This is a genomic window from Synechococcus sp. PCC 6312 (assembly GCF_000316685.1).
Classification (GTDB): Bacteria; Cyanobacteriota; Cyanobacteriia; order Thermosynechococcales; family Thermosynechococcaceae; genus Pseudocalidococcus.
The window spans coordinates 1,726,057-1,744,309 of sequence record NC_019680.1; the positions used below are offsets into that span (position 1 = coordinate 1,726,057).

Here is an 18,253-nt window from a genome sequence, read left to right on the forward strand (position 1 = left end):
ATTGGGACAAGTCAGGAAATGCTCTATGGGCAAGCTTTTTAAGATTTCTACTCTCTCAGAACAGTTTGTGTAACGCTATAGTCTGTCATCCCCGTCAAACCAGCTTTTAAGTCCTGACATAACTGCTTGACTGAGGCCAGAGCCACCTGTTTATCGGCCTGGGCTAGACGAGAGACAAAGGCACTGCCTACAATGGCTGCATCTGCCCCCCAATCCCGAACCTGGACGGCTTGGGCCGATTGGGAAATGCCAAAGCCGACCCCAATGGGTTTATCAGTAATATTTTTTAAGGTTGTTAACATGGTTCCCACCCGGTTTTGCATCTCAGCCCGCATGCCCGTGACCCCGGTGGTACTGACCAGATAAATGAACCCTTGGGAGCGTTGGGCAATGGCCGCCATCCGTTCTGGGGACGTGGTTGGGGCCACCAAAAGGGTTAATTCCAGGCCCAGGTCTGTGGTCAACCCTAACACCCCATCTGCTTCCTCAAGAGGCAAATCAGGAATCACCAGGCCCTGGACTCCCGCCGCCGCCACCCTCGTTAAAAAAGCTCGAATCCCTTGGTGATAGATGGGATTGAAATAGGTAAATAAAATCAAGGGGGCCTGGATTGTGGGGCGTAACTCCTTGATTAACCCTAAAACCTGCTCTAAGCGGATTCCTTTTTGTAGCGCTCTGGTGGCCGCCGCCTGAATGACGGGGCCGTCGGCCAGGGGATCCGCATAGGGAACCCCCAATTCAATCAGGTCAGCCCCATGTTGATCCAAAATCTCTAAGGCCGCCGCCGTTGTTTCTAAATCCGGGTCTCCGGCCGTAATAAACGGAATTAAGCCACAGGCCTGGCGCGCCCGTAAATTAGTAAAGCATTGGGAAACAGAAGTCATCAGAAATTAATGCACCATGCAAGAATAGGTCAATCAGCGTCACAGCCTAAAATCCACTATTCTTAATGGCAACTTAAGCTCTGACCGTTAAGCTAGGGTGTTCAAACTGACGCTTCCTAATTTTGTCATGAGACTGTTCCGCCGCCGCTGGGTTTCTCTCCTTGGTTTAGCGATTCTGACGGCCTTTGGCTTACTGCTCTGGTTTCAGCAATCGAGTCCGGCCCTATCCTTACAAATCCTCCATGCCTCAGATTTTGAAGCGGGAATTGCCGCCCTTGAGGATGCAGTTAATTTTTCATCCGTCTTAAATACCCTCAAAGCAGAAATGCCCAACAATACCCTGGTACTTTCTTCGGGAGACAATTTTATTATGGGGCCCTTTTTCTCCGCCAGTGGGGATCCACAACTGCGGGAGGTCTTGGGCCGGGAAGGGAATGGGCGCGGGGATATTGCGATTATGAACGCGTTGGGTATTCAAGCTGCGGCCTGGGGCAACCATGAATTTGATGAAGGAACCGGGCGGATTGCGGATTTATTCCGAGCCGATGAAAAGGGGTATCAGGGCGCAAGGTTTCCTTATCTCGCCACCAACCTCAACTTTGATCAGGATGACAACCTCAAAGACTTGCAAACCGCCGATGCTCAACGGGCAGACACGATCCCCCAGCGGATTGCCCATAGCACTATCGTCACCGTGGCCGGGCAGAAGATTGGCCTGGTCGGTGTGACAACCCCTCTGTTACCCGTCATTGCTTCTCCTGGGCCGGGTGTGGCGGTTCTTCCTCGACAACCGGAAGACATCCCCGGCCTGGCCGCAACTGTGCAACCTGTGATTGATCAACTCACCCGCCAAGGGATTAACAAAATTATTCTTCTCTCCCATCTTCAACAACTGGGGATGGACATTCAATTGGCTGCCCAACTCCAAGATGTGGATGTGATCATTGCCGGTGGCTCCCATGCGGTTCTGACCAATGACCTGGCAAGAGTTCGGGAGGGGGATAAGGTTTTGGGCCGCTATCCGGTCTGGAAAACCTCAAAAAACAAAGATCCCATTGCCATTGTCAACACGGGGGCAAACTATCGCTATGTCGGGCGGCTGTTAGTCGAGTTTGATGGCCAAGGCCACCTAAAAACCGGAGCCAAAGCCAACCCAGACTATACCCGCCTCAGTGATGCCTATCCGACCCTTGGGCCTGGAACTATTCCCCCTAGTCCAGAAGTTATTGCGATCACAGAGGCCATTCGGGGGGTGATTATGGCGAAGGATGGGGAGCAGTATGGCCAGGCCAAGGTGTTTCTCAATGGGTCACGCCGGGATGTCCGGACTCAAGAAACAAACCTGGGAAATTTAACCGCCGATGCCAACTTAGCCACAGCCCAAAACCGTGATCCGACCGTAAAAGTCTCCATCAAAAATGGGGGTGGGATTCGGGATAATATTGGGGCAATCAGTGGCCTGGGGGGAAATTCAGGCACCGCAGGAGAACGCCTCCCGACCCAAGCCAACCCCATTGCCAATAAAAAAATGGGTGAGATTTCTCGTCTGGATATTGAAAATTCCCTCCGCTTTAACAACAGCCTGACCTTGCTCACCTTGACGGCCCAAGAGTTACACCAGGTATTAGAACATGGGGTGGCCGCAAGCGATTCCCTCTCGACACCGGGACAGTTTCCCCAAGTGGCTGGCCTGGCGTTTAGTTTTGATCTAGAAAAACCTGTCAACCAGCGTGTTCAATCCCTAGCCATAAAAGATTCTCAGGGCCAGGTGACAGATGTTCTGGTTAAAAATGGGCAACTCCAAGGAAAGCCTGACCGAACCATTCGGATTGTCACCTTAAATTACTTGGCGAATGGGGGCGATGCCTATCCGTTTCCTGCCTTTATCGAAGCGAGTCCCAGCCGAGTCAAGCGGGTTGATCTGGTTTCCGGTGATCTTCGTCCCCAATTTGATACCCCTGGAAGCGAACAAAAAGCCCTCGCCGACTACCTCCAGGCCAAGTTTCGGGATACCCCCTACAGCCAAGCTGATTTACCCCCAGAGGCGGATGAGCGGATTCAAAACTTATCCGTTCGCAAAGATACGGTGATGCGTCAAGGCTAATAGCCAAACAGCTAAGGATTGGTGGGCAGTTGGGGGGAATTCACCTGGGGCAAGGATTGTTTCGCTAACTGGCGGGCCTGGTAAAAAGCTTTCAGGCTAGCTTGATCTCCCACGTAACGCCAATGCCAGGGTTCATAACTAATGCCCTGGGGATTATTCTTGGGAAAAGACAGTTCAAAACTATAGTAGGCGGCGTTTTTCTGCATCCAGGCGAAGGCTTCAGTTTGGTCAAAATCGGGATGAAGGTAACTGGCGGGATCCGCGGCATCCCCCACATCTATGGCGTAACCCGTGTGATGCTCACTATAGCCAGGGGGCGCACTCACCAAAGCCCGTTCCGTTGTTTCTTGGCCCCGTTCCTTCTTGACTCCAAAGAATAGGTGATCTTGATCGGTTTTAGAGCGAAACCCCGAAAGAGGCATAATCGCTACCCCGGCGGCCTGGGCATCGGCGACCATCTTTTTGAATTCCTGAGCCGCTGCTTTCCGTAACTTAACCCGGCCATCGGGGGTGATCGGCACTAACTCCGTTAAGGGTGCTTCTGGATAGGGTAAATGACCAAGGATATTGTCAGGATTATTCGGTGAAGAGGGGCCTGGGGGCACTGGACGGGTTGCAACAGCAGAAGGGACAGAGCTAGCTAGCATCTTCGGTAAAATCCAAGCCAAGGCCAGTCCAATAATTCCCACTCCCAGGCCAACAGTTAACCAGAGCCAGGGAAATTTGCGAATTTGGGTGGATTGAGATGGGGCTTTGATCCGCTCGGCAACAGGAATATCTCGCTCCACTTGGCCAACTCCTCACCACCAAAACAGTAACTAAAAGCTACCCCATACGCTAGCAGGATTCGGCCATAGGGAACAACTATCTCATTGGGGCAAATCAACGATAGGCTTGGGCAAAATGAGCAAGACTCGCCATTAAGCAACTAGGGAGAGGTGGGAGCCTGATTTGGGGAGACTTGTTGAAATTTCTTCACCGCCAGGGCGACCAATTTATCGTTTGTTTTAATCAAGGCTTGCATCTGATTAATGTCTAAATTCAGGACGGGTTCAGGATAGGCCTGGATGAAATCAACTAGATTAAAGCCTTGGGGATTGGCAGCCGTTTTCAAGATCGCCGTTTTTAAGGCATTAACCCCATCGGGGCCGGGGCGGAGAGTGGCTGCCGCTAATTCTGTGAGAATCTGATTCCCATTATCTGAAATAGCTCGCTGTTCCAAATCTGCCACATCGACGGGATAGTTAACTTTCAAGGCTTGCCGAAAATTATTTTGCATTTCCGGGGACAGTAAACCCAAAATTGACTGGAGATTTCCGGGCGCATTACCAGTTTGAGCAAAGGTTCTCAGGTCAGTCACTGGAATTAAAATCCCGCTAGAGGAACTACTTGTCCCCAAAACCAAGTTAAGTTGATCGGCCGCCCGACCCACTCCGGTCAGCCAACTTCCCCAGGCCAAGGCGGCAGCAATTACAAGGTGAGAAAAGCGCATAGAACCCCATGAAATGCTCTAATTGGCCTCTCCAATATACGCTTTCTCGGAACCGGAAAAATCAACTTGGATCAAGAGTCAAGGAAAAAAAGTCAGTGATCTTTAGCCAGGCCTTTTGAGCTCTGTTCCGACCTGAATCGATGGACTGGGGTCTCAGCAAGTCTGAACCCCAGGTAAAATTTACGGTATCAATAAGGGACAAAACGGCGAGGCATCTACCACTGTCATTCGCATTTTTCAATCGATTCCACTGAGGGCAAGAAACCCAGTCCAAGCCGGATTTACTCAGAAACGGCCCAACTTCAGTCGGTTAGCTTAGAATACAACTAGGATTATGTAAAATTTCGTAAACATTCTTGCGGCATCCCCGTCCATGACTTCGGTAACATCACTGTTTTCTCCCGTTGAAGCCGATCTCAGGCTACTGACCGAAAATCTCAGAAATTTGATTGGGGCCCAACATCCTGTCCTCAATGCAGCGGCAGAACATCTTTTCTCGACCACCGGGAAACGGATTCGTCCAGCCATTGTTTTTCTGATTTCTCGGGCCACATTACCTCAAGGGGACTTAACACCACGTCACCGGCGGCTGGCGGAAATTACAGAAATGATTCATACCGCTAGCCTCTTCCATGATGATGTTGTGGATCAATCCCAACTCCGCCGGGGGATGCCAACCGTGCATAGTTTGTTTGGCAATCGGGTTGCGATCCAGGCCGGGGACTTTCTCTTTGCCCAGGCCTCCTGGTATCTAGCGGATCTCGATAATTTAGCGGTGGTCAAGCTCCTCTCGGAAGTGATTAAGGATTTTGCTGAGGGAGAAATTCAGCAGGGGTTTAATCGTTACGATACCAGTCTGGGCCTGGAGGCCTACCTGAACAAAACCTATTACAAAACTGCTTCCCTAATTGCCAACAGTGCCAAAGCGGCCGGAGTCCTCAGTGGGGTTCCGCCGCACTTAATCCAGGCCCTCTATCACTATGGGCGGAACTTAGGTTTGGCGTTTCAAATTGTGGATGACATTCTCGACTTCACCCGCTCCACCGATGACTTAGGCAAGCCCGCCGGGTCAGATTTACGAGATGGCAATTTAACTGCACCTGTTCTATATGCCCTCCAGGAAAATCCCTATCTAGAAGTCTTAATCGAACGGGAATTCAGCGAAACTGGAGACATTGAAGCGGCCTTAGAACTCGTGCATAGCAGTTCTGGAATTGCCCAGGCTCGGGAATTGGCGACTGGGTTTGCGAAGGCGGCGATTCCTTGTTTAGACGATCTGCCAACCTCTGATGCGCGCCAGGCCTTGGTCAACTTAACAGATTATGTTCTAGAGCGACTCTATTAAGGCCCCATCGTCTCAAGTCTGTCTAATGGGGTGGTTAGCAATCAAGCCCAGGCCAACGATGGCAGCTGTGATAGCCCTCAATGTGCGAGTTCCCAAAGACACAGGATACCAATTTGCAGCCCTGGCTAGTTCTTGTTCTGTTTCTGTCCAACCTGCTTCTGGGCCAACGGCCAACCAAATTTCTCGGGATGTTTCTTGTTGATCCGCCAACTGATTGACTAATGACCTGATCTGTTCACCTAAACTACAGATATATTTTCGACTCAAGGGATCGCCTAGTTTTAAGACCTCTGTCCAGGCCTGGGGGGTGGTAATTTGGGGAACATATAACCGTTCTGATTGCTCGGCGGCTTCTTGGGCGATTCGTTGCCAGCGGGTCAGCTTTTGAGAACTAGGGGCAGGTAAACTTCGGGCGGTAAGAATTGGATAAATCTGCTTGACTCCAAGCTCTGTGGCCTGGTGAATCACCTGATCAAGGGCATTATTTCTCAGAATGGCAATACATAAAACTAGATCAATCGGTAACTCATGGGCCTGATCTAACGGGTGAATTAGAGTCGCTTGATGGGTGTCTAGGGATAATTCGGCCAACCAGGCCTGGCCCTGACCATTCATGGCAATAAAGTTCGCCCGCGGGCCCAGTCGTAAAACATGGCCAAGATAGTGATGCTGCTCTGGGGTGAGGGTAAGATTGTCCCCTTCTGTCCTGGCCTGGGGGATGGTGAGTCGAAAATAGCGAGTCATTAAAACTGCACGCGAGCCAAGCCTTCGTAGAAATAAAACGCACTGGCAAACTGGGGATTAATCACCATCTGGCCACTGGTGTCAATAAAACCATATTTGCCACTCTGCATCACAGGGGCCAAGCCACTGACAAAAAAATAGGCTGCATCAAAGCGCGATGGAATCACCACCCGGCCCGTCCGATTCATATAGCCATAACGACTGCCCTGCTGTACCACTGCTAACCCCTCAGAAAAGGGCGCAACTTTGTCAAACTGAAGGGGAATTTCTGGGCGGTTGCCTTTGTTGATAAATCCCCACTTGCCCTCTTTCTCGACGGCCGCCACCCCATCCCCAAAGTTATAAACTGCCCCATAGTCCGGTTGAATGACCACACGCCCATCCCGATTGACAAAGCCCCACTTCCCATTGGCCTGCACCGCCGCCAGACCCTCACTAAAGGGATAGACGGCCTGGTAACGAGCCGGGACAATTAGCCGACCATTGCTGTTAATAAAGCCCCACTGATCCCTAACCTTAACGGCGGCCGCTCCTTCAGAAAATTCCTGGGCCTCTTGAAATTGCAGTGGAATCACCAGTTTTTGATTTTTGCGAATATAGCCCCACTTATCCCCCTGTTTAACGGGAGCTAGCCCATCTACAAAGGCCCCAGCCCCATTAAATTGAGGATTGATCGCGAACTTCCCATTAGGGCGAATAAAGCCAAATTTACCCGCTGTTTTGACATGGGCCAGGCCATCACTGAAGGGGTAGGCTTGTTCAAATTCGGGCTTGATCCGCAGTTTCCCCTGGAGATTGATATACCCATAGCTCCCCTTGACCTTGACAGCAGCTAAACCACTGCTAAAGGAATAGGCATCTTCAAACTGGGCTGGAATCGCCAACTTACCCCGATAATCAATAAACCCCCATTGACCTTGGACTTGGGTGACGGGCGTGGCGGCCGGCCGGGCATGGACATAACCATTGAAGGCAGGAAAGACTCCTAAACATAGACTCAAGCTAAAGATCACCAGGCTCCAGATTCGCCAGCGGGGCCAAAGCCGCTCAATTTTATGTTTTTTAATCCGTAAAATAATATATCTTATGGTCATCACAGGCTATCAACGAGGTGGGGCAGGGGGGAAGCTATGGCTAAACCAGAAGTCTAGTGTTACCGATTTAGGGGCAGCATAGGTCAGGAAAAGCTGATACGACTGGCTCATCAACTCTGATTCATTGTTCTCAACCCGTCAATCTCTCATGGCCAAAGTGAGTGATGCCCCCCGCCCCAAGTTAGTTATTTTTCTAAGCGCACTGCATACCATTGGAGATACTGATTCGGGCCGATGTCGAGGTCACAACTGGTATCAATAAGTCGCTGGGCCTGGGCGGTAATGGTGGGAATGTTTTTTAGGTCTTGGGGTAGATTATCCTGGCGTTGGGCTAAAAGGGTCTCTAACTTGGCCTGGAGTTCTTGAACGGTGAGAAATTGTTCTGGTTGGTTCGGTTCGAGGATGACAAAAAATTCATCAGCATTCATGAGGATTCGCCAAACACTAGCTTTGAGGGGGAGATCAACCATGATTGGGGTGATGCTCTAGATCATAAACGGTGGTGACAACTGAGGCTATCGAGTCAGCCAGATGCTAGGCTGGGTAGGCAAAAATTGCTGCCTCTAATCGTTGGGCTAAACGGCGGATATCATCATACCGGGCTAGTTCTTGCAACCAGTGGCGCGCAATCCCGTCCAGGCCATAGTAAATCCCCGCCAGGCCCCCAGTAACGGCAGCCGTAGTGTCGGTATCACCCCCTAAATTGACGGCTTGTAACACGGCTGGGGCAAAGGAATCATGGTTGAGGAAACACCAGAGGGCCGCTTCCAAGGTGGAAATCACATACCCATCGGAGCGAATCGCCGTCATGGGCAAGGTATGAACTTTACCACTCCAAATCCGCCCAAAATGAATCAATTCCTGGGCATAGGGCGGGGCCTGGTAATGGGGATAGACGTTCTTAATCCCCTGCTGATAGGCCACAGATGGAGAAGCCCCTTCCAGCAAACAAAGGGCAATACTCACATAGATACCACAGGCCATTTGGGAACGACGATGGGCATGGGTGATAGCTGAGGTTTGATGGATTTCTTGCAGGAGTTGGGGAAAATTGAGATGCCGAAAGTAATGAAAGGCCAGCGGCAACGTTCGCATCAGTGCGCCACTACCACAGGTTTCTTGATGGGATGCCCCCGATGCTGTCGGTGAAGCCCCCTGTTGGAGCCGTTGTAAGCCATAGCAAGTCGTTGTACCAATATCAAAAATGATGCCTCTCGCGCTCCAATGGGCCTGGGTATGCCACTGGACAAAGGTTTGGGCAATATGATCTAGGTCAAACCCCTGGCATAAACTTTCCGCCAAACAGAGTAGCAAAGAGCCATCATCAGACCAAGTCCCAGCCGGTTGTTTCCAAGTCCCATAACCGCGCATTTCTTGAACCGGATCCGTGGTGCGTTCGGCACGGGTTGTAAATTTAACTGGCACACCCAAGGCATCTCCGACACAGGCCCCCAGTAATCCCGCCGCAATTCGACTATTTAACATAACTGTTTAGGGGCTATGGGCAAACCATGACGAGATTTACCTTAAGACTGTGCTGTGATGGTCTGAGTGATGAACACTAAAATCAAGAAAAAGTTAAATTTTACCAGTCATTCCTTAAGCCTAATCAATGTATCACACTATTATCCGGCAACAAGTGCGAAAAACCTTTGCGGCTCTGAGTCGGGGAGATTATGAACAGGTTTTAGCGGGCATCTCTCCCAACATTACCCATACCTTATAGTGGTAATCATCCGCTGGGGCGCACTAGGCACAGTGTTGATGCTATGTGACAGTGATTTCAATGTCTCTATTTTGGCCAGCTTAGGAATTGCAGAGGCGACTGCTCCCCCTATGACAGACTAAAGAACCAGGACATCAAGTCTTGGGAAAGTTAATTAGCCGGGATAGAACAATTTTCCTTGTTGGCAGATCGGGGCGGGGCGTTGGGCCAGGCTGGGGCGATTAATGGGGGTGCCATTGACGATAATACTGTTGTTGGGAAAGGTTGTTGTAGAACGGATCACGAGCAAGCCACAGGCATTGGCACTGAGACTGCGGGTTTGAGGCAGATTCATATAGGCGACCTCCACCTTGGCCTGGGGTGCAAAACCACCAATATAGGCATCCATGTTGTAGCGACGGGGATTGCGAAATAGCTCGACAGTGGCATTCATCCCTTTTTCACATTTGGGCGGGGGGCCTGGAGGCAAGATATTCAGGGCAAAGGTGCGCTCGCCAATTTGAAATACCGTTTGGGGTGAAGCCGGCCAGGCCGTGGAATGACTCAAACGAATCACGCCGCAGCCATTAGCCAGAACCGAGCGAACTTTGGGTAACTGGGGATAGGCTACCGTAACTTTTTCTTCAGGTTGCCAGCCTGGCCACATAATTTCTCCGTTGGGAGTTTGAAAAGGGGTTCTTGGGGTGTTCCGCTGGGCTGTTATTGGCGGAACTGAAGCCAGTCCCCAGAGGATTAGGGCCAAGGTGATCCCCCAGGAAACAGACCTCGGTTGCTGAGGGAATTGTTGTGGGGTGACATCTTCAGTATTGATCTTCAAGATTTTGACTCCTCAAGCCAGCGCAATGGACATCCCGATAAACGGTACGGTTAAGCTCGTCTTCTTCTGGATCGAAATAGAGATTAGCTGATTCGCACCTGGATTCATGACGTTTTAATATTTTTTAGCCAAGAATGAAACCAAGATCATTATGTATCAAGAAATTTAATAAAGAATTAATAATGTCCCATCGGGCGGTTAAGGACTGAATTTACAGGGTTATTTGGCTCTCCAGGGCGTAATTGACCTCAAGAGGGGGGCTAGTTTTCTTGACTTAAACCCCAAACTGAGGAAATGATCTAAAAGAGGTTTCTACTGTCTTTGTGGAGTGAAGCCCTTCGTTACTATTGAGATTTCTGCATGACCCTTGCCACTTACGTTAAACCACCGATTTCCTGGCCTGTTGTCGGATTTATGGTTTTGTTACATCTTTCTCTTTTGTTAGTCTTTATCCCAGGGATGTTTAGTTGGACAGGGGTGGGGTTAGCCTTAATCCTCCACTGGGTGACAGCCGGCCTGGGAATTACCCTGGGATGGCATCGCCTGCTCACGCACCGGAGTTTCCAAGTTCCCAAATGGCTGGAGTATGTTTTGGTCTTCTTAGGAACCTTATCAATGCAGGGCGGGCCGATTTGGTGGGTTGGCTTACATCGGCATCATCACCTCTACTCTGATCAAGCGGTGGATCACCATGATTCTTGCAAGGGCTTCTGGTGGAGTCATTTTGAGTGGATGTTACGAGATGTGCCCGCTGAAGCAGAAATTCCTAAGTTTACCAAAGACATTGCCGATGACCCGTTTTATCGCTTCTTAGATGAAAATTTTGTGATGATTCAGGTGGCCTTTGCGATTCTCCTGTACTTTGTTGGCGGTTGGCAGTTTGTCGTTTGGGGGGTCTTAGTGCGCCTCGTGACGGTGTATCACACCACTTGGTTGGTCAATAGTGCCACCCATAAGTTTGGCTATCGGACGTTTGACAGTGCTGACCGTTCAACCAATTGCTGGTGGGTGGCCCTTTTAACCTTTGGTGAAGGCTGGCACAATAATCACCATGCTTATCAGTATTCGGCTCGTCATGGTCTGCGCTGGTGGGAAATTGATTTAACCTGGATGACCATTCAGGTTTTGGAGTTCCTAGGGTTGGCTAAAAAGGTTCGTTTAGTTGAAGTTCCTATGACAGAGTAGGGCACGTTGACCCTAGTTATTTTTCTGACTAGCCAGGCCTGGGGTAGTTAAAAGCCATGCGCGTTTTGATCTTGGGGTGTGGCTACACGGGAACTACCCTGGCACGGTGGTTAACACAGCAGGGAATTCCGGTCGCCGTCACAAATCGGTTAGGGCAGTTACCGCCGGAGTTAGGGGATTTACAAATTCCCTGCTATCCCCTAGCTTCTCAGGCCCAGGGTGAAGTCACTCCTCTCGATCCCGCTGCCTTAGATGCTGTTACCCATGTTCTCAGTAGTATTCCCCCCCTCAGTTCTGGTCAAGATTTAGTTCTAGGTCAGCTTTTACCGGTGCTGCAAGGGTTAAATCTGGGCTGGTTTGGTTATTTGTCCACCACTGGAGTCTATGGAGACTGTCAAGGGGCCTGGGTGGAGGAGACGCGTCCGGTCAATCCTCAAAATGCTCGCTCATCCCATCGTGTCCAAGCAGAAGTGGGCTTTCTAGACTCAGGTTTACCCGCCCATATTTTTCGCCTTTCTGGGATTTATGGGCCGGGGCCAGGTCGGAATATTTTTGAGCGGCTACGTTCGGGAAAGGCCCAACATATTATTCGACCCGGCCATGTTTTTTCCCGTGTTCATGTGGATGATATTGTCCAAGCTCTTTGGCGCTCAATGATCAATCCCAGGCCTGGAAACATCTACAACGTTGCTGATGATTTGCCCACTGAGTCAAGTAACTTAATTCTTCAGGCCTGCTCCCTGATGGGGATAGAGCCGCCGCCAGCCATTCTCTGGGAAGAGGCGAATCTCAGTCCAATGGCCACATCCTTTTGGCAAGAGTCTCGTCGGGTCAGTAATTTCAAAATTAAATCCCAGTTGGGAGTAGAGCTATTTTTTCCCACCTACAAAGAGGGCCTGCTGAGTATCTACAAATGCCTATCCAACAGAGAAAGCCATCTGATACAATAGAGATTCTCGATTGGGCTTGTAGCTTAGTGGATTAGAGCGGCTGACTACGGATCAGCAGGTCGGGGGTTCGAGTCCCTCCAAGCCCGTGAAACAACAGTCTGAGAATGTCTATAAAGTATTAGTGGAAAAGCATTTAGAGCAGTATTTAGCTTGAATCAGTCTCATTTTGTCTAAGGTAAGCTACGGATAACAGAGTTAGGAATCGGGGCATTGCTCCTCAAATCAAAAGTACTTACCCCTATGCTGAGGGAACTGGCAAAGACCGAAAACCCTAAAAGCTATTGAACTATTCCGTACTCCGCAAGGCTACTACGGGCCGATATAACTATGGGACGAGGCGTTTAGGGAATAGTTTAGTAAATTTGAAGCTCTATTGCTTTCACAGTCCACCCAGACCGACCACGGTGTCCCCGTTTGATCTACCTCCGCTCCTCTTATTCAAAAAATTTGCCATCGGTTTTAAGGTTGCCTTGGAGTCAATATCTCAGTCTCAGGAATCTGTTTCAGTCCCCATACCACCATCGCTCGTAATACCGGCCGCAAACTTTCTCCCCGTTCTGTCAACGCATAATTCATCCGCCGAGCATGATTGCTATAGGGTTCTTTTTTGATCAAGCCCAATTCTTCCAACTGCTTGAGCCGGTTCGCCAAAATATTTGTGGAAATCCCCTCTGGAGACTCCAAAAACTCCTCAAAGCGGTGTTTCCCAAAAAACATCATGTCCCGAATCACCAGCAACGTCCAACGATCGCCAATCAAATCCAAGGAACAGGCGATGGGGCAACTTGAGCGGCGAGACATGGGCGGCATCAGAACCTTTGTGGAGTAACTTGTATTTTACAACTTAGCTTTGTTACAATAACTTGCATATTAAAAGTTACAGATGCAAACAGCCCCTATGACCACAAAACAACCCCAGGCCAAGACAGGTGAAAACTTTGCAATGGCAGACTTTGGTGGATTTCAACAACTGCGGCAATATGTGTTTGAACCTGCAGAGGTTCCAGTTTCGGTTGAAGGTAAAATTTTTCTCAAGCAGGTTTTAGATTTAACCAGTGCCGAAATTTCCCTCAATAACTTGCCTCCAAATAAATCCATCCCCTTTTATCACACCCATCGGGTGAATGAGGAAATTTACATTTTTGTCCAAGGGGAAGGAGAGTTTCAGGTGGATCAGGTGATGTTTGGGGTGAGGGAAGGGACGATTATCCGGGTTGATCCAGCAGGAGAGCGGTGTATTCGCAATATTTCTGACACCCAAGACCTGTGCTACATCGTGATTCAGTCTCAACACAATTCCTACCTCTTTCACACGATCCAGGATGGAACTGCCCTGAAAAAGCGCGTCAGCTGGGTCGGCAAGCAGCGGATTTAGAGTTTAGATCATCTTTTTTGTGTTCCTAACCTGAAATGACTCGAGTTAGCCAGATTGAACAGCAGGGCCGAGGTCATTAAATTCTTCAATGCGTAACATCCGAATGTCTCGCACAGATTCGGCAAACCAAGGGAGTTTCTTAGCCAAGTCCTGAGCTGCTAAAACACAAGTAACGGCATTTACCGTGCTATCCCCAAAATAAACACTGCCTTGCTGGGGGCTAAACCCATGAGATTGCAGCACTTTACGAATCTCGGCATAGGCGTTGTTATAGGGATCGCCATAGTTTTGCTTTAAGGACTCGATATCCATATCAAAGGCAATCGCGTACACTCGACCAACCTCGCGCTGATTTGTAAACCTATTAAAATTAAGGCTATAGGCAATTGGTGGTGTGATGAGTTCTTGATGTAATACCTGTGATGACATATGTTTTATCCTTTGCTTGCCCCCAACTATAGCCTAAGCAGTGGAAACATGGTCTCAAAAATTTTTGACTATATAATTTAGTGTGTTTTTTATGGTTCACCCAGGCCAATGGCAATAGCACAGGCGGCAAATCCAACCACTAAAACTACGGGGGAATGGGTGGCAAAGCTCGTTAAAACGGATCCAATAGCAGCCGTAAACACCAAGGCCTGGGAAAGGATTTGCCGGGGACTGAGATCAGAATTAAAGGTAACTTCCTCTAAAGCACATTCCGGCAAGGGTAACGGCATCACGCCCCCCGGTGGAAAAGCCCAAAGCCGATATTGTTCAATAAAGAGATCGCTCCAGCCATTTTCCTGACACCAGGCCCGGGCTACGTCTAGGGAATATTTCAAGAGGGGGGTGGATGTGATGCTGGTTTTCATTGCCTTACCTCGAAAATTCTGGTCGCCAACTCAAAAACAAATGTCCCAAAATGTATTCTGAGTCACTCCAAACGTGCCAGATCATCGGTTTTGTTCTACTTGTGACCTTAACAGAGGGGCCAATAGAGAACCCAGCGGTTGTTGTAAGTCTTAATGTCTATTTGAGGACACAATTGGGCTAGATCAAGCAATATCCCAGGCCAGGCCAAGAACAGAGCTATTAGCGAAGATTCTAAGAACTGTTACAGATTCTCAAGAAAATGCGAAAACCTGTAAAGCCCAGTGATACGATTCCTTCAGTTATTAGCGTGCGTGCCCCTTTGGCCGGCTGATTTGACTACACAATGACTGACACAAACAAACTTTTACCTTGTAGAGTGCAAGATTGGGAGTTGTAGCTCATGCCTGAAACATTGACTGGACAACCGCCTCTGTATGCTGGTAGCACTGGGGGCCTGTTAACCAAAGCTGAAGTTGAAGAAAAATATGCCATTACCTGGACTAGCCCGAAAGAACAGGTGTTTGAAATGCCCACGGCTGGGGCGGCGGTGATGCGGGAAGGAGAAAACCTTGTTTATCTGGCCCGGAAAGAGCAATGCTTGGCTTTAGCGGCTCAACAACTGCGGCCTCGGAAAATCAATAACTATCAAATCTATCGCATCTTCCCCGATGGTGAGAGTGTCTTGCTGCATCCCAAAGATGGCGTATTCCCTGAGAAAGTCAATGCGGGTCGGGAAGCGGTCAACAGTGTTCCCCGTTCCATTGGTGAAAACCCCAGCCCCGGCCAAATCAAGTTCTCTGGGAAACAGCCCTACGATCCTTAATATTGGTTGAACTCCTGAAGTAATTTCTATCGTGTTGCGGGGGTGGGTTGCTGCTCCCGTTTTTTATTGGCTAGGGTTGAGAAAACTTGGATCCTCCCGATGACAACTACCCCGATTTCCCAAATTTTGATTAAAAATGCCGAAGTTCTCCTGCCAGAGGGGTTAAGTCGGGTGGAGGTGCTCTTAGACGCGGGAAAAATTAGCCAGCTTGGGCCTGACCTTGAAACCGCCAGCTTGCAAAATTTACGGGTGATTGATGGCGCGGGTCTAGTCTTAATGCCGGGGGTGATTGATCCGCAGGTGCATTTTCGCGAACCTGGCCTGGAGCATAAAGAAGATTTATTTTCCGCCAGTTGTGCCTGTGCCCACGGGGGAGTCACCTCTTTTTTAGAAATGCCTAACACCAATCCCCTGACGATCACACAAGCAGCATTGACAGACAAACTCCAGCGGGCTGCCCAAAAGTCTCTGGTAAATTATGGATTTTTCATTGGTGCGACGGCCGAAAACTTACCGGATTTACGCACCGCCAACCCAACGCCGGGCATCAAGATTTTTATGGGATCCATGCACGGGGATTTGTTAGTGGATCAAGAGGCAGTCCTAGAGCCAATTTTTTATCGTGATCTGAGTGACTCCAACTATGAAAACCGTTTAATTGCCGTTCATGCCGAAGACCAGGCCCGCATCAAAGCCCGTCTCCAAGAGTTTGCTGGACGAACAGATGTCGCAATTCACTCCCTGATTCAAGACAACCAGGCTGCCCTCAATGCCACCCAACTGGCCCTCAAACTCTCGAAAAAATATCACCGCCGCCTCCATATCCTCCACATGTCCACCGCCGAAGAAGCGGAATTGCTGAGAACCGATAAACCGGCCTGGGTCACGGCTGAAGTTACGCCCCAACATCTATTTTTGAATACCGATGCTTATGAAACCATTGGCACCCTGGCCAAGATGAACCCGCCTTTGAGATCTCCCCAGGATCAAGCGGTGTTATGGCAGGCCCTTGTGGATGGTGTTGTGGATTTTATCGCCACAGATCACGCCCCCCATACCCTGGCGGAAAAGGGTCAAGATGTGATTGATGAACCCCTGGCCGAACACCCCGCCACTGTTTTTCTAGAGCCTGCGAATGCCCCCTCAGGAATGCCCGGCGTAGAAACGGCTTTACCCTTAATGCTGACCCAGGCCAAGCAGGGAAAATGCACCATCGCTCAAGTGTCTCAATGGATGTCGTTCAACGTGGCCCAGGCCTACAAAATTCCCAACAAAGGCTTGATTGCAACGGGCTATGATGCCGATGTGATTTTAGTGGACATGAACACCTATAAACCTGTGGTGCGGGAAGAACTCTTTACCAAATGCGGCTGGAGTCCCTTTGAAGGCTGGAACTTAACAGGTTGGCCGGTTTATACGATTGTGGGTGGGCAAGTCGCTTATGGAAACGGCAAACTCAACACAGATGTGCGGGGAAACCCTCTAGAATTTAATATTTAATATTCTGCTCAATAAATCGAAAGATTAAATGAGGAAAGCCGACCGTCTTTTCCAAGTGGTGAACTTAGTCCGATCTAATCAACCCATTACAGCCGAGAGTCTTGCGGAACGAATTGGTGTTTCCGTGCGTACAATTTATCGATATATTGACGACCTTTCCATTAGTGGGATTCCAATATATGGTGAGCCTGGTGTTGGCTATCTAATGGATGAAAATTTTGAGTTGCCGCCGCTAACCCTGAATCCAAATGAACTCGACGCTTTGATTCTCGGAGTGGAAATGGTTTCTAGAGCGACTGGATCGGAGCTAACAATGGCAGCAAAAACTCTTTTAAGCAAAATTGAAGCAGCACTACCCCCTCGCACTGTTGAGGCTAATCTAACGACCGTCAGGGCATTAAATAACATTTCAAACACGCAAACATTAAGGCATTGGGATGAGCTTTATCGAGCAATCCAAAACCAGCAAGCAATCAACATCATATATTTGAATTTGAGCGATCAGATGTCCAAAAGAACTGTATTTCCTCTGGGGATATTTTACTGGGGTGAAAAATGGACAGTTGGGGCATGGTGTTTACTTAGAAGCGCATACAGAGATTTCCGTCTTGATCGAATTCAACACCTCGATTTGGCCGCGGACGCTAAGCCTTCTGAGCAAGAAATCAGTCTAACCGCATATATGCACGCTCAAGCCAAGTCCTGGAAATTAAAGTCATCTTTCTCCCACTGACATGAGGCTGTCAGGAACCCTGTTTTACGCTGATTTTTGGATCAAGCAATTGAGGAAAAATTATGGAACTGAAGGTACTATCTGATATCCCGGCTTTTGGAGGCATGGAGTTTTCGACATTTAGACTCAAACCGGGTATTTCTGAAACTAAGTTATTTGAAGCTGTCGATCAAATGGTTGAGGGTCTCTACGCTAATGAAGCGGGTTTTCTGGGACATGCTTTATTAAGGGGAGTCGATGGCATCTATGTGGATGTTGTCTTTGCCGATAGTCAATCTCAAGCTGCTGAACTTTGTGCCAAATGGGGAACTGGCCCCTTTGCTCCTGACTGTCTCTCCTATTTAGAGAAAATCGAAGAAGGCTCAGTCAATCTTCAGTTCTTCGAGCGTATCAAGTAACCAAGCTAATCTAGCATTCATGAGGGGCAAACCTAGAGCGGAGTGTCCCTCAACTTTTTTATAGGTAGCAGTAATATTTGAGGGTGGCTTTATTTTTTATGCATGCTGTAAAATGTCCTAGTGCTCGTGAAGTTTTTGTAAAAGATATCTCCTCGACTTAAGCTGGAACCTTGATGGGACACAAGCTTAAATAAGTTATGGATATTTCGATTTTGGTCAGTATCAAAT

20 protein-coding genes and 1 tRNA gene are annotated in these 18,253 nt (G+C 49.1%); 10 read left to right on the forward strand and 11 right to left on the reverse strand.

The window, feature by feature from the left end; genetic code table 11:
• Positions 1-47 precede the first annotated feature (47 nt).
• Positions 48-884: a tryptophan synthase subunit alpha gene (gene trpA, locus SYN6312_RS08345; RefSeq protein ID WP_015124426.1), complete on the reverse strand. Its 837-nt coding sequence runs from the start codon at positions 882-884 to the stop codon at positions 48-50.
• A gap of 127 nt (positions 885-1,011) precedes the next feature.
• Here trpA and SYN6312_RS08350 point away from each other — a divergent pair, with 127 nt between their 5' ends.
• The gene (locus SYN6312_RS08350; RefSeq protein WP_015124427.1) at positions 1,012-2,988 is read left to right on the forward strand and encodes a bifunctional UDP-sugar hydrolase/5'-nucleotidase; all 1,977 of its coding nucleotides are present in this window, start codon (positions 1,012-1,014) and stop codon (positions 2,986-2,988) included.
• 11 nt (positions 2,989-2,999) lie between these two features.
• Here SYN6312_RS08350 and SYN6312_RS08355 read toward each other — a convergent pair whose 3' ends face one another.
• Positions 3,000-3,776, reverse strand: a complete 777-nt coding sequence (locus SYN6312_RS08355; protein ID WP_015124428.1) for a D-alanyl-D-alanine carboxypeptidase family protein — start codon at positions 3,774-3,776, stop codon at positions 3,000-3,002.
• 140 nt (positions 3,777-3,916) lie between these two features.
• On the reverse strand, positions 3,917-4,480 hold the full coding sequence (locus SYN6312_RS08360; protein ID WP_015124429.1) for an alpha/beta hydrolase: 564 nt from the start codon (positions 4,478-4,480) through the stop codon (positions 3,917-3,919).
• A 373-nt stretch (positions 4,481-4,853) separates the two neighbouring features.
• On the opposite strand from SYN6312_RS08360, the gene sds reads away from it, so the two are divergent.
• A complete protein-coding gene (gene sds, locus SYN6312_RS08365) occupies positions 4,854-5,825 on the forward strand; it encodes a solanesyl diphosphate synthase (RefSeq protein ID WP_015124430.1) in 972 nt (323 codons plus the stop codon).
• Between the two features lie 12 nt (positions 5,826-5,837).
• On the opposite strand, the gene SYN6312_RS08370 is transcribed toward sds, so the two are convergent.
• The 5 genes from SYN6312_RS08370 to SYN6312_RS08390 form a co-directional block, all read right to left on the reverse strand.
• A complete protein-coding gene (locus SYN6312_RS08370; RefSeq protein WP_015124431.1) occupies positions 5,838-6,569 on the reverse strand; it encodes a 16S rRNA (uracil(1498)-N(3))-methyltransferase in 732 nt (243 codons plus the stop codon).
• Positions 6,569-7,663: a WG repeat-containing protein gene (locus SYN6312_RS08375; RefSeq protein ID WP_015124432.1), complete on the reverse strand. Its 1,095-nt coding sequence runs from the start codon at positions 7,661-7,663 to the stop codon at positions 6,569-6,571. The genes SYN6312_RS08370 and SYN6312_RS08375 overlap by 1 nt, the downstream gene beginning before the upstream one ends.
• Before the next feature lie 185 nt (positions 7,664-7,848).
• Positions 7,849-8,133 (reverse strand): chlororespiratory reduction protein 7, encoded by a 285-nt coding sequence (locus SYN6312_RS08380; protein WP_015124433.1) that lies wholly within the window; start codon positions 8,131-8,133, stop codon positions 7,849-7,851.
• A gap of 64 nt (positions 8,134-8,197) precedes the next feature.
• A complete protein-coding gene (locus SYN6312_RS08385) occupies positions 8,198-9,148 on the reverse strand; it encodes an ADP-ribosylglycohydrolase family protein (RefSeq protein WP_015124434.1) in 951 nt (316 codons plus the stop codon).
• 395 nt (positions 9,149-9,543) lie between these two features.
• Positions 9,544-10,206 carry a hypothetical protein gene (locus tag SYN6312_RS08390; protein ID WP_041430756.1) on the reverse strand — a complete coding sequence of 221 codons (663 nt, stop codon included), beginning with the start codon at positions 10,204-10,206 and terminating at the stop codon, positions 9,544-9,546.
• A gap of 360 nt (positions 10,207-10,566) precedes the next feature.
• On the opposite strand from SYN6312_RS08390, the gene SYN6312_RS08395 reads away from it, so the two are divergent.
• From SYN6312_RS08395 to SYN6312_RS08405, 3 genes are all read left to right on the forward strand, one after another.
• Positions 10,567-11,391 carry a fatty acid desaturase gene (locus tag SYN6312_RS08395; protein WP_015124437.1) on the forward strand — a complete coding sequence of 275 codons (825 nt, stop codon included), beginning with the start codon at positions 10,567-10,569 and terminating at the stop codon, positions 11,389-11,391.
• 56 nt (positions 11,392-11,447) lie between these two features.
• On the forward strand, positions 11,448-12,341 hold the full coding sequence (locus tag SYN6312_RS08400) for an SDR family oxidoreductase (RefSeq protein WP_015124438.1): 894 nt from the start codon (positions 11,448-11,450) through the stop codon (positions 12,339-12,341).
• A 12-nt stretch (positions 12,342-12,353) separates the two neighbouring features.
• A tRNA-Arg gene (locus tag SYN6312_RS08405) sits at positions 12,354-12,427 on the forward strand.
• A 373-nt stretch (positions 12,428-12,800) separates the two neighbouring features.
• Here SYN6312_RS08405 and SYN6312_RS08410 read toward each other — a convergent pair.
• A complete protein-coding gene (locus SYN6312_RS08410) occupies positions 12,801-13,142 on the reverse strand; it encodes a helix-turn-helix domain-containing protein (protein WP_041430758.1) in 342 nt (113 codons plus the stop codon).
• Between the two features lie 97 nt (positions 13,143-13,239).
• Here SYN6312_RS08410 and SYN6312_RS08415 point away from each other — a divergent pair, with 97 nt between their 5' ends.
• Positions 13,240-13,716, forward strand: a complete 477-nt coding sequence (locus tag SYN6312_RS08415; protein ID WP_015124440.1) for a cupin domain-containing protein — start codon at positions 13,240-13,242, stop codon at positions 13,714-13,716.
• Between the two features lie 45 nt (positions 13,717-13,761).
• On the opposite strand, the gene SYN6312_RS08420 is transcribed toward SYN6312_RS08415, so the two are convergent.
• Positions 13,762-14,145 carry a putative virulence-associated protein D gene (locus SYN6312_RS08420; protein WP_015124441.1) on the reverse strand — a complete coding sequence of 128 codons (384 nt, stop codon included), beginning with the start codon at positions 14,143-14,145 and terminating at the stop codon, positions 13,762-13,764.
• 89 nt (positions 14,146-14,234) lie between these two features.
• Positions 14,235-14,570 carry a hypothetical protein gene (locus tag SYN6312_RS08425; protein WP_015124442.1) on the reverse strand — a complete coding sequence of 112 codons (336 nt, stop codon included), beginning with the start codon at positions 14,568-14,570 and terminating at the stop codon, positions 14,235-14,237.
• A gap of 401 nt (positions 14,571-14,971) precedes the next feature.
• Here SYN6312_RS08425 and SYN6312_RS08430 point away from each other — a divergent pair, with 401 nt between their 5' ends.
• The 4 genes from SYN6312_RS08430 (at position 14,972) to SYN6312_RS08445 (ending at position 18,025) form a co-directional block, all read left to right on the forward strand.
• Complete coding sequence (locus SYN6312_RS08430; protein WP_015124443.1) at positions 14,972-15,394, forward strand: photosystem I reaction center subunit II PsaD; 423 nt, start codon at positions 14,972-14,974, stop codon at positions 15,392-15,394.
• Positions 15,395-15,493: 99 nt separating this feature from the next.
• Positions 15,494-16,894 (forward strand): dihydroorotase, encoded by a 1,401-nt coding sequence (locus SYN6312_RS08435; RefSeq protein ID WP_015124444.1) that lies wholly within the window; start codon positions 15,494-15,496, stop codon positions 16,892-16,894.
• Positions 16,895-16,922: 28 nt separating this feature from the next.
• Positions 16,923-17,627: a YafY family protein gene (locus SYN6312_RS08440; RefSeq protein ID WP_015124445.1), complete on the forward strand. Its 705-nt coding sequence runs from the start codon at positions 16,923-16,925 to the stop codon at positions 17,625-17,627.
• Positions 17,628-17,689: 62 nt separating this feature from the next.
• On the forward strand, positions 17,690-18,025 hold the full coding sequence (locus tag SYN6312_RS08445) for a hypothetical protein (RefSeq protein WP_015124446.1): 336 nt from the start codon (positions 17,690-17,692) through the stop codon (positions 18,023-18,025).
• The last annotated feature ends 228 nt before the right edge of the window (positions 18,026-18,253 follow it).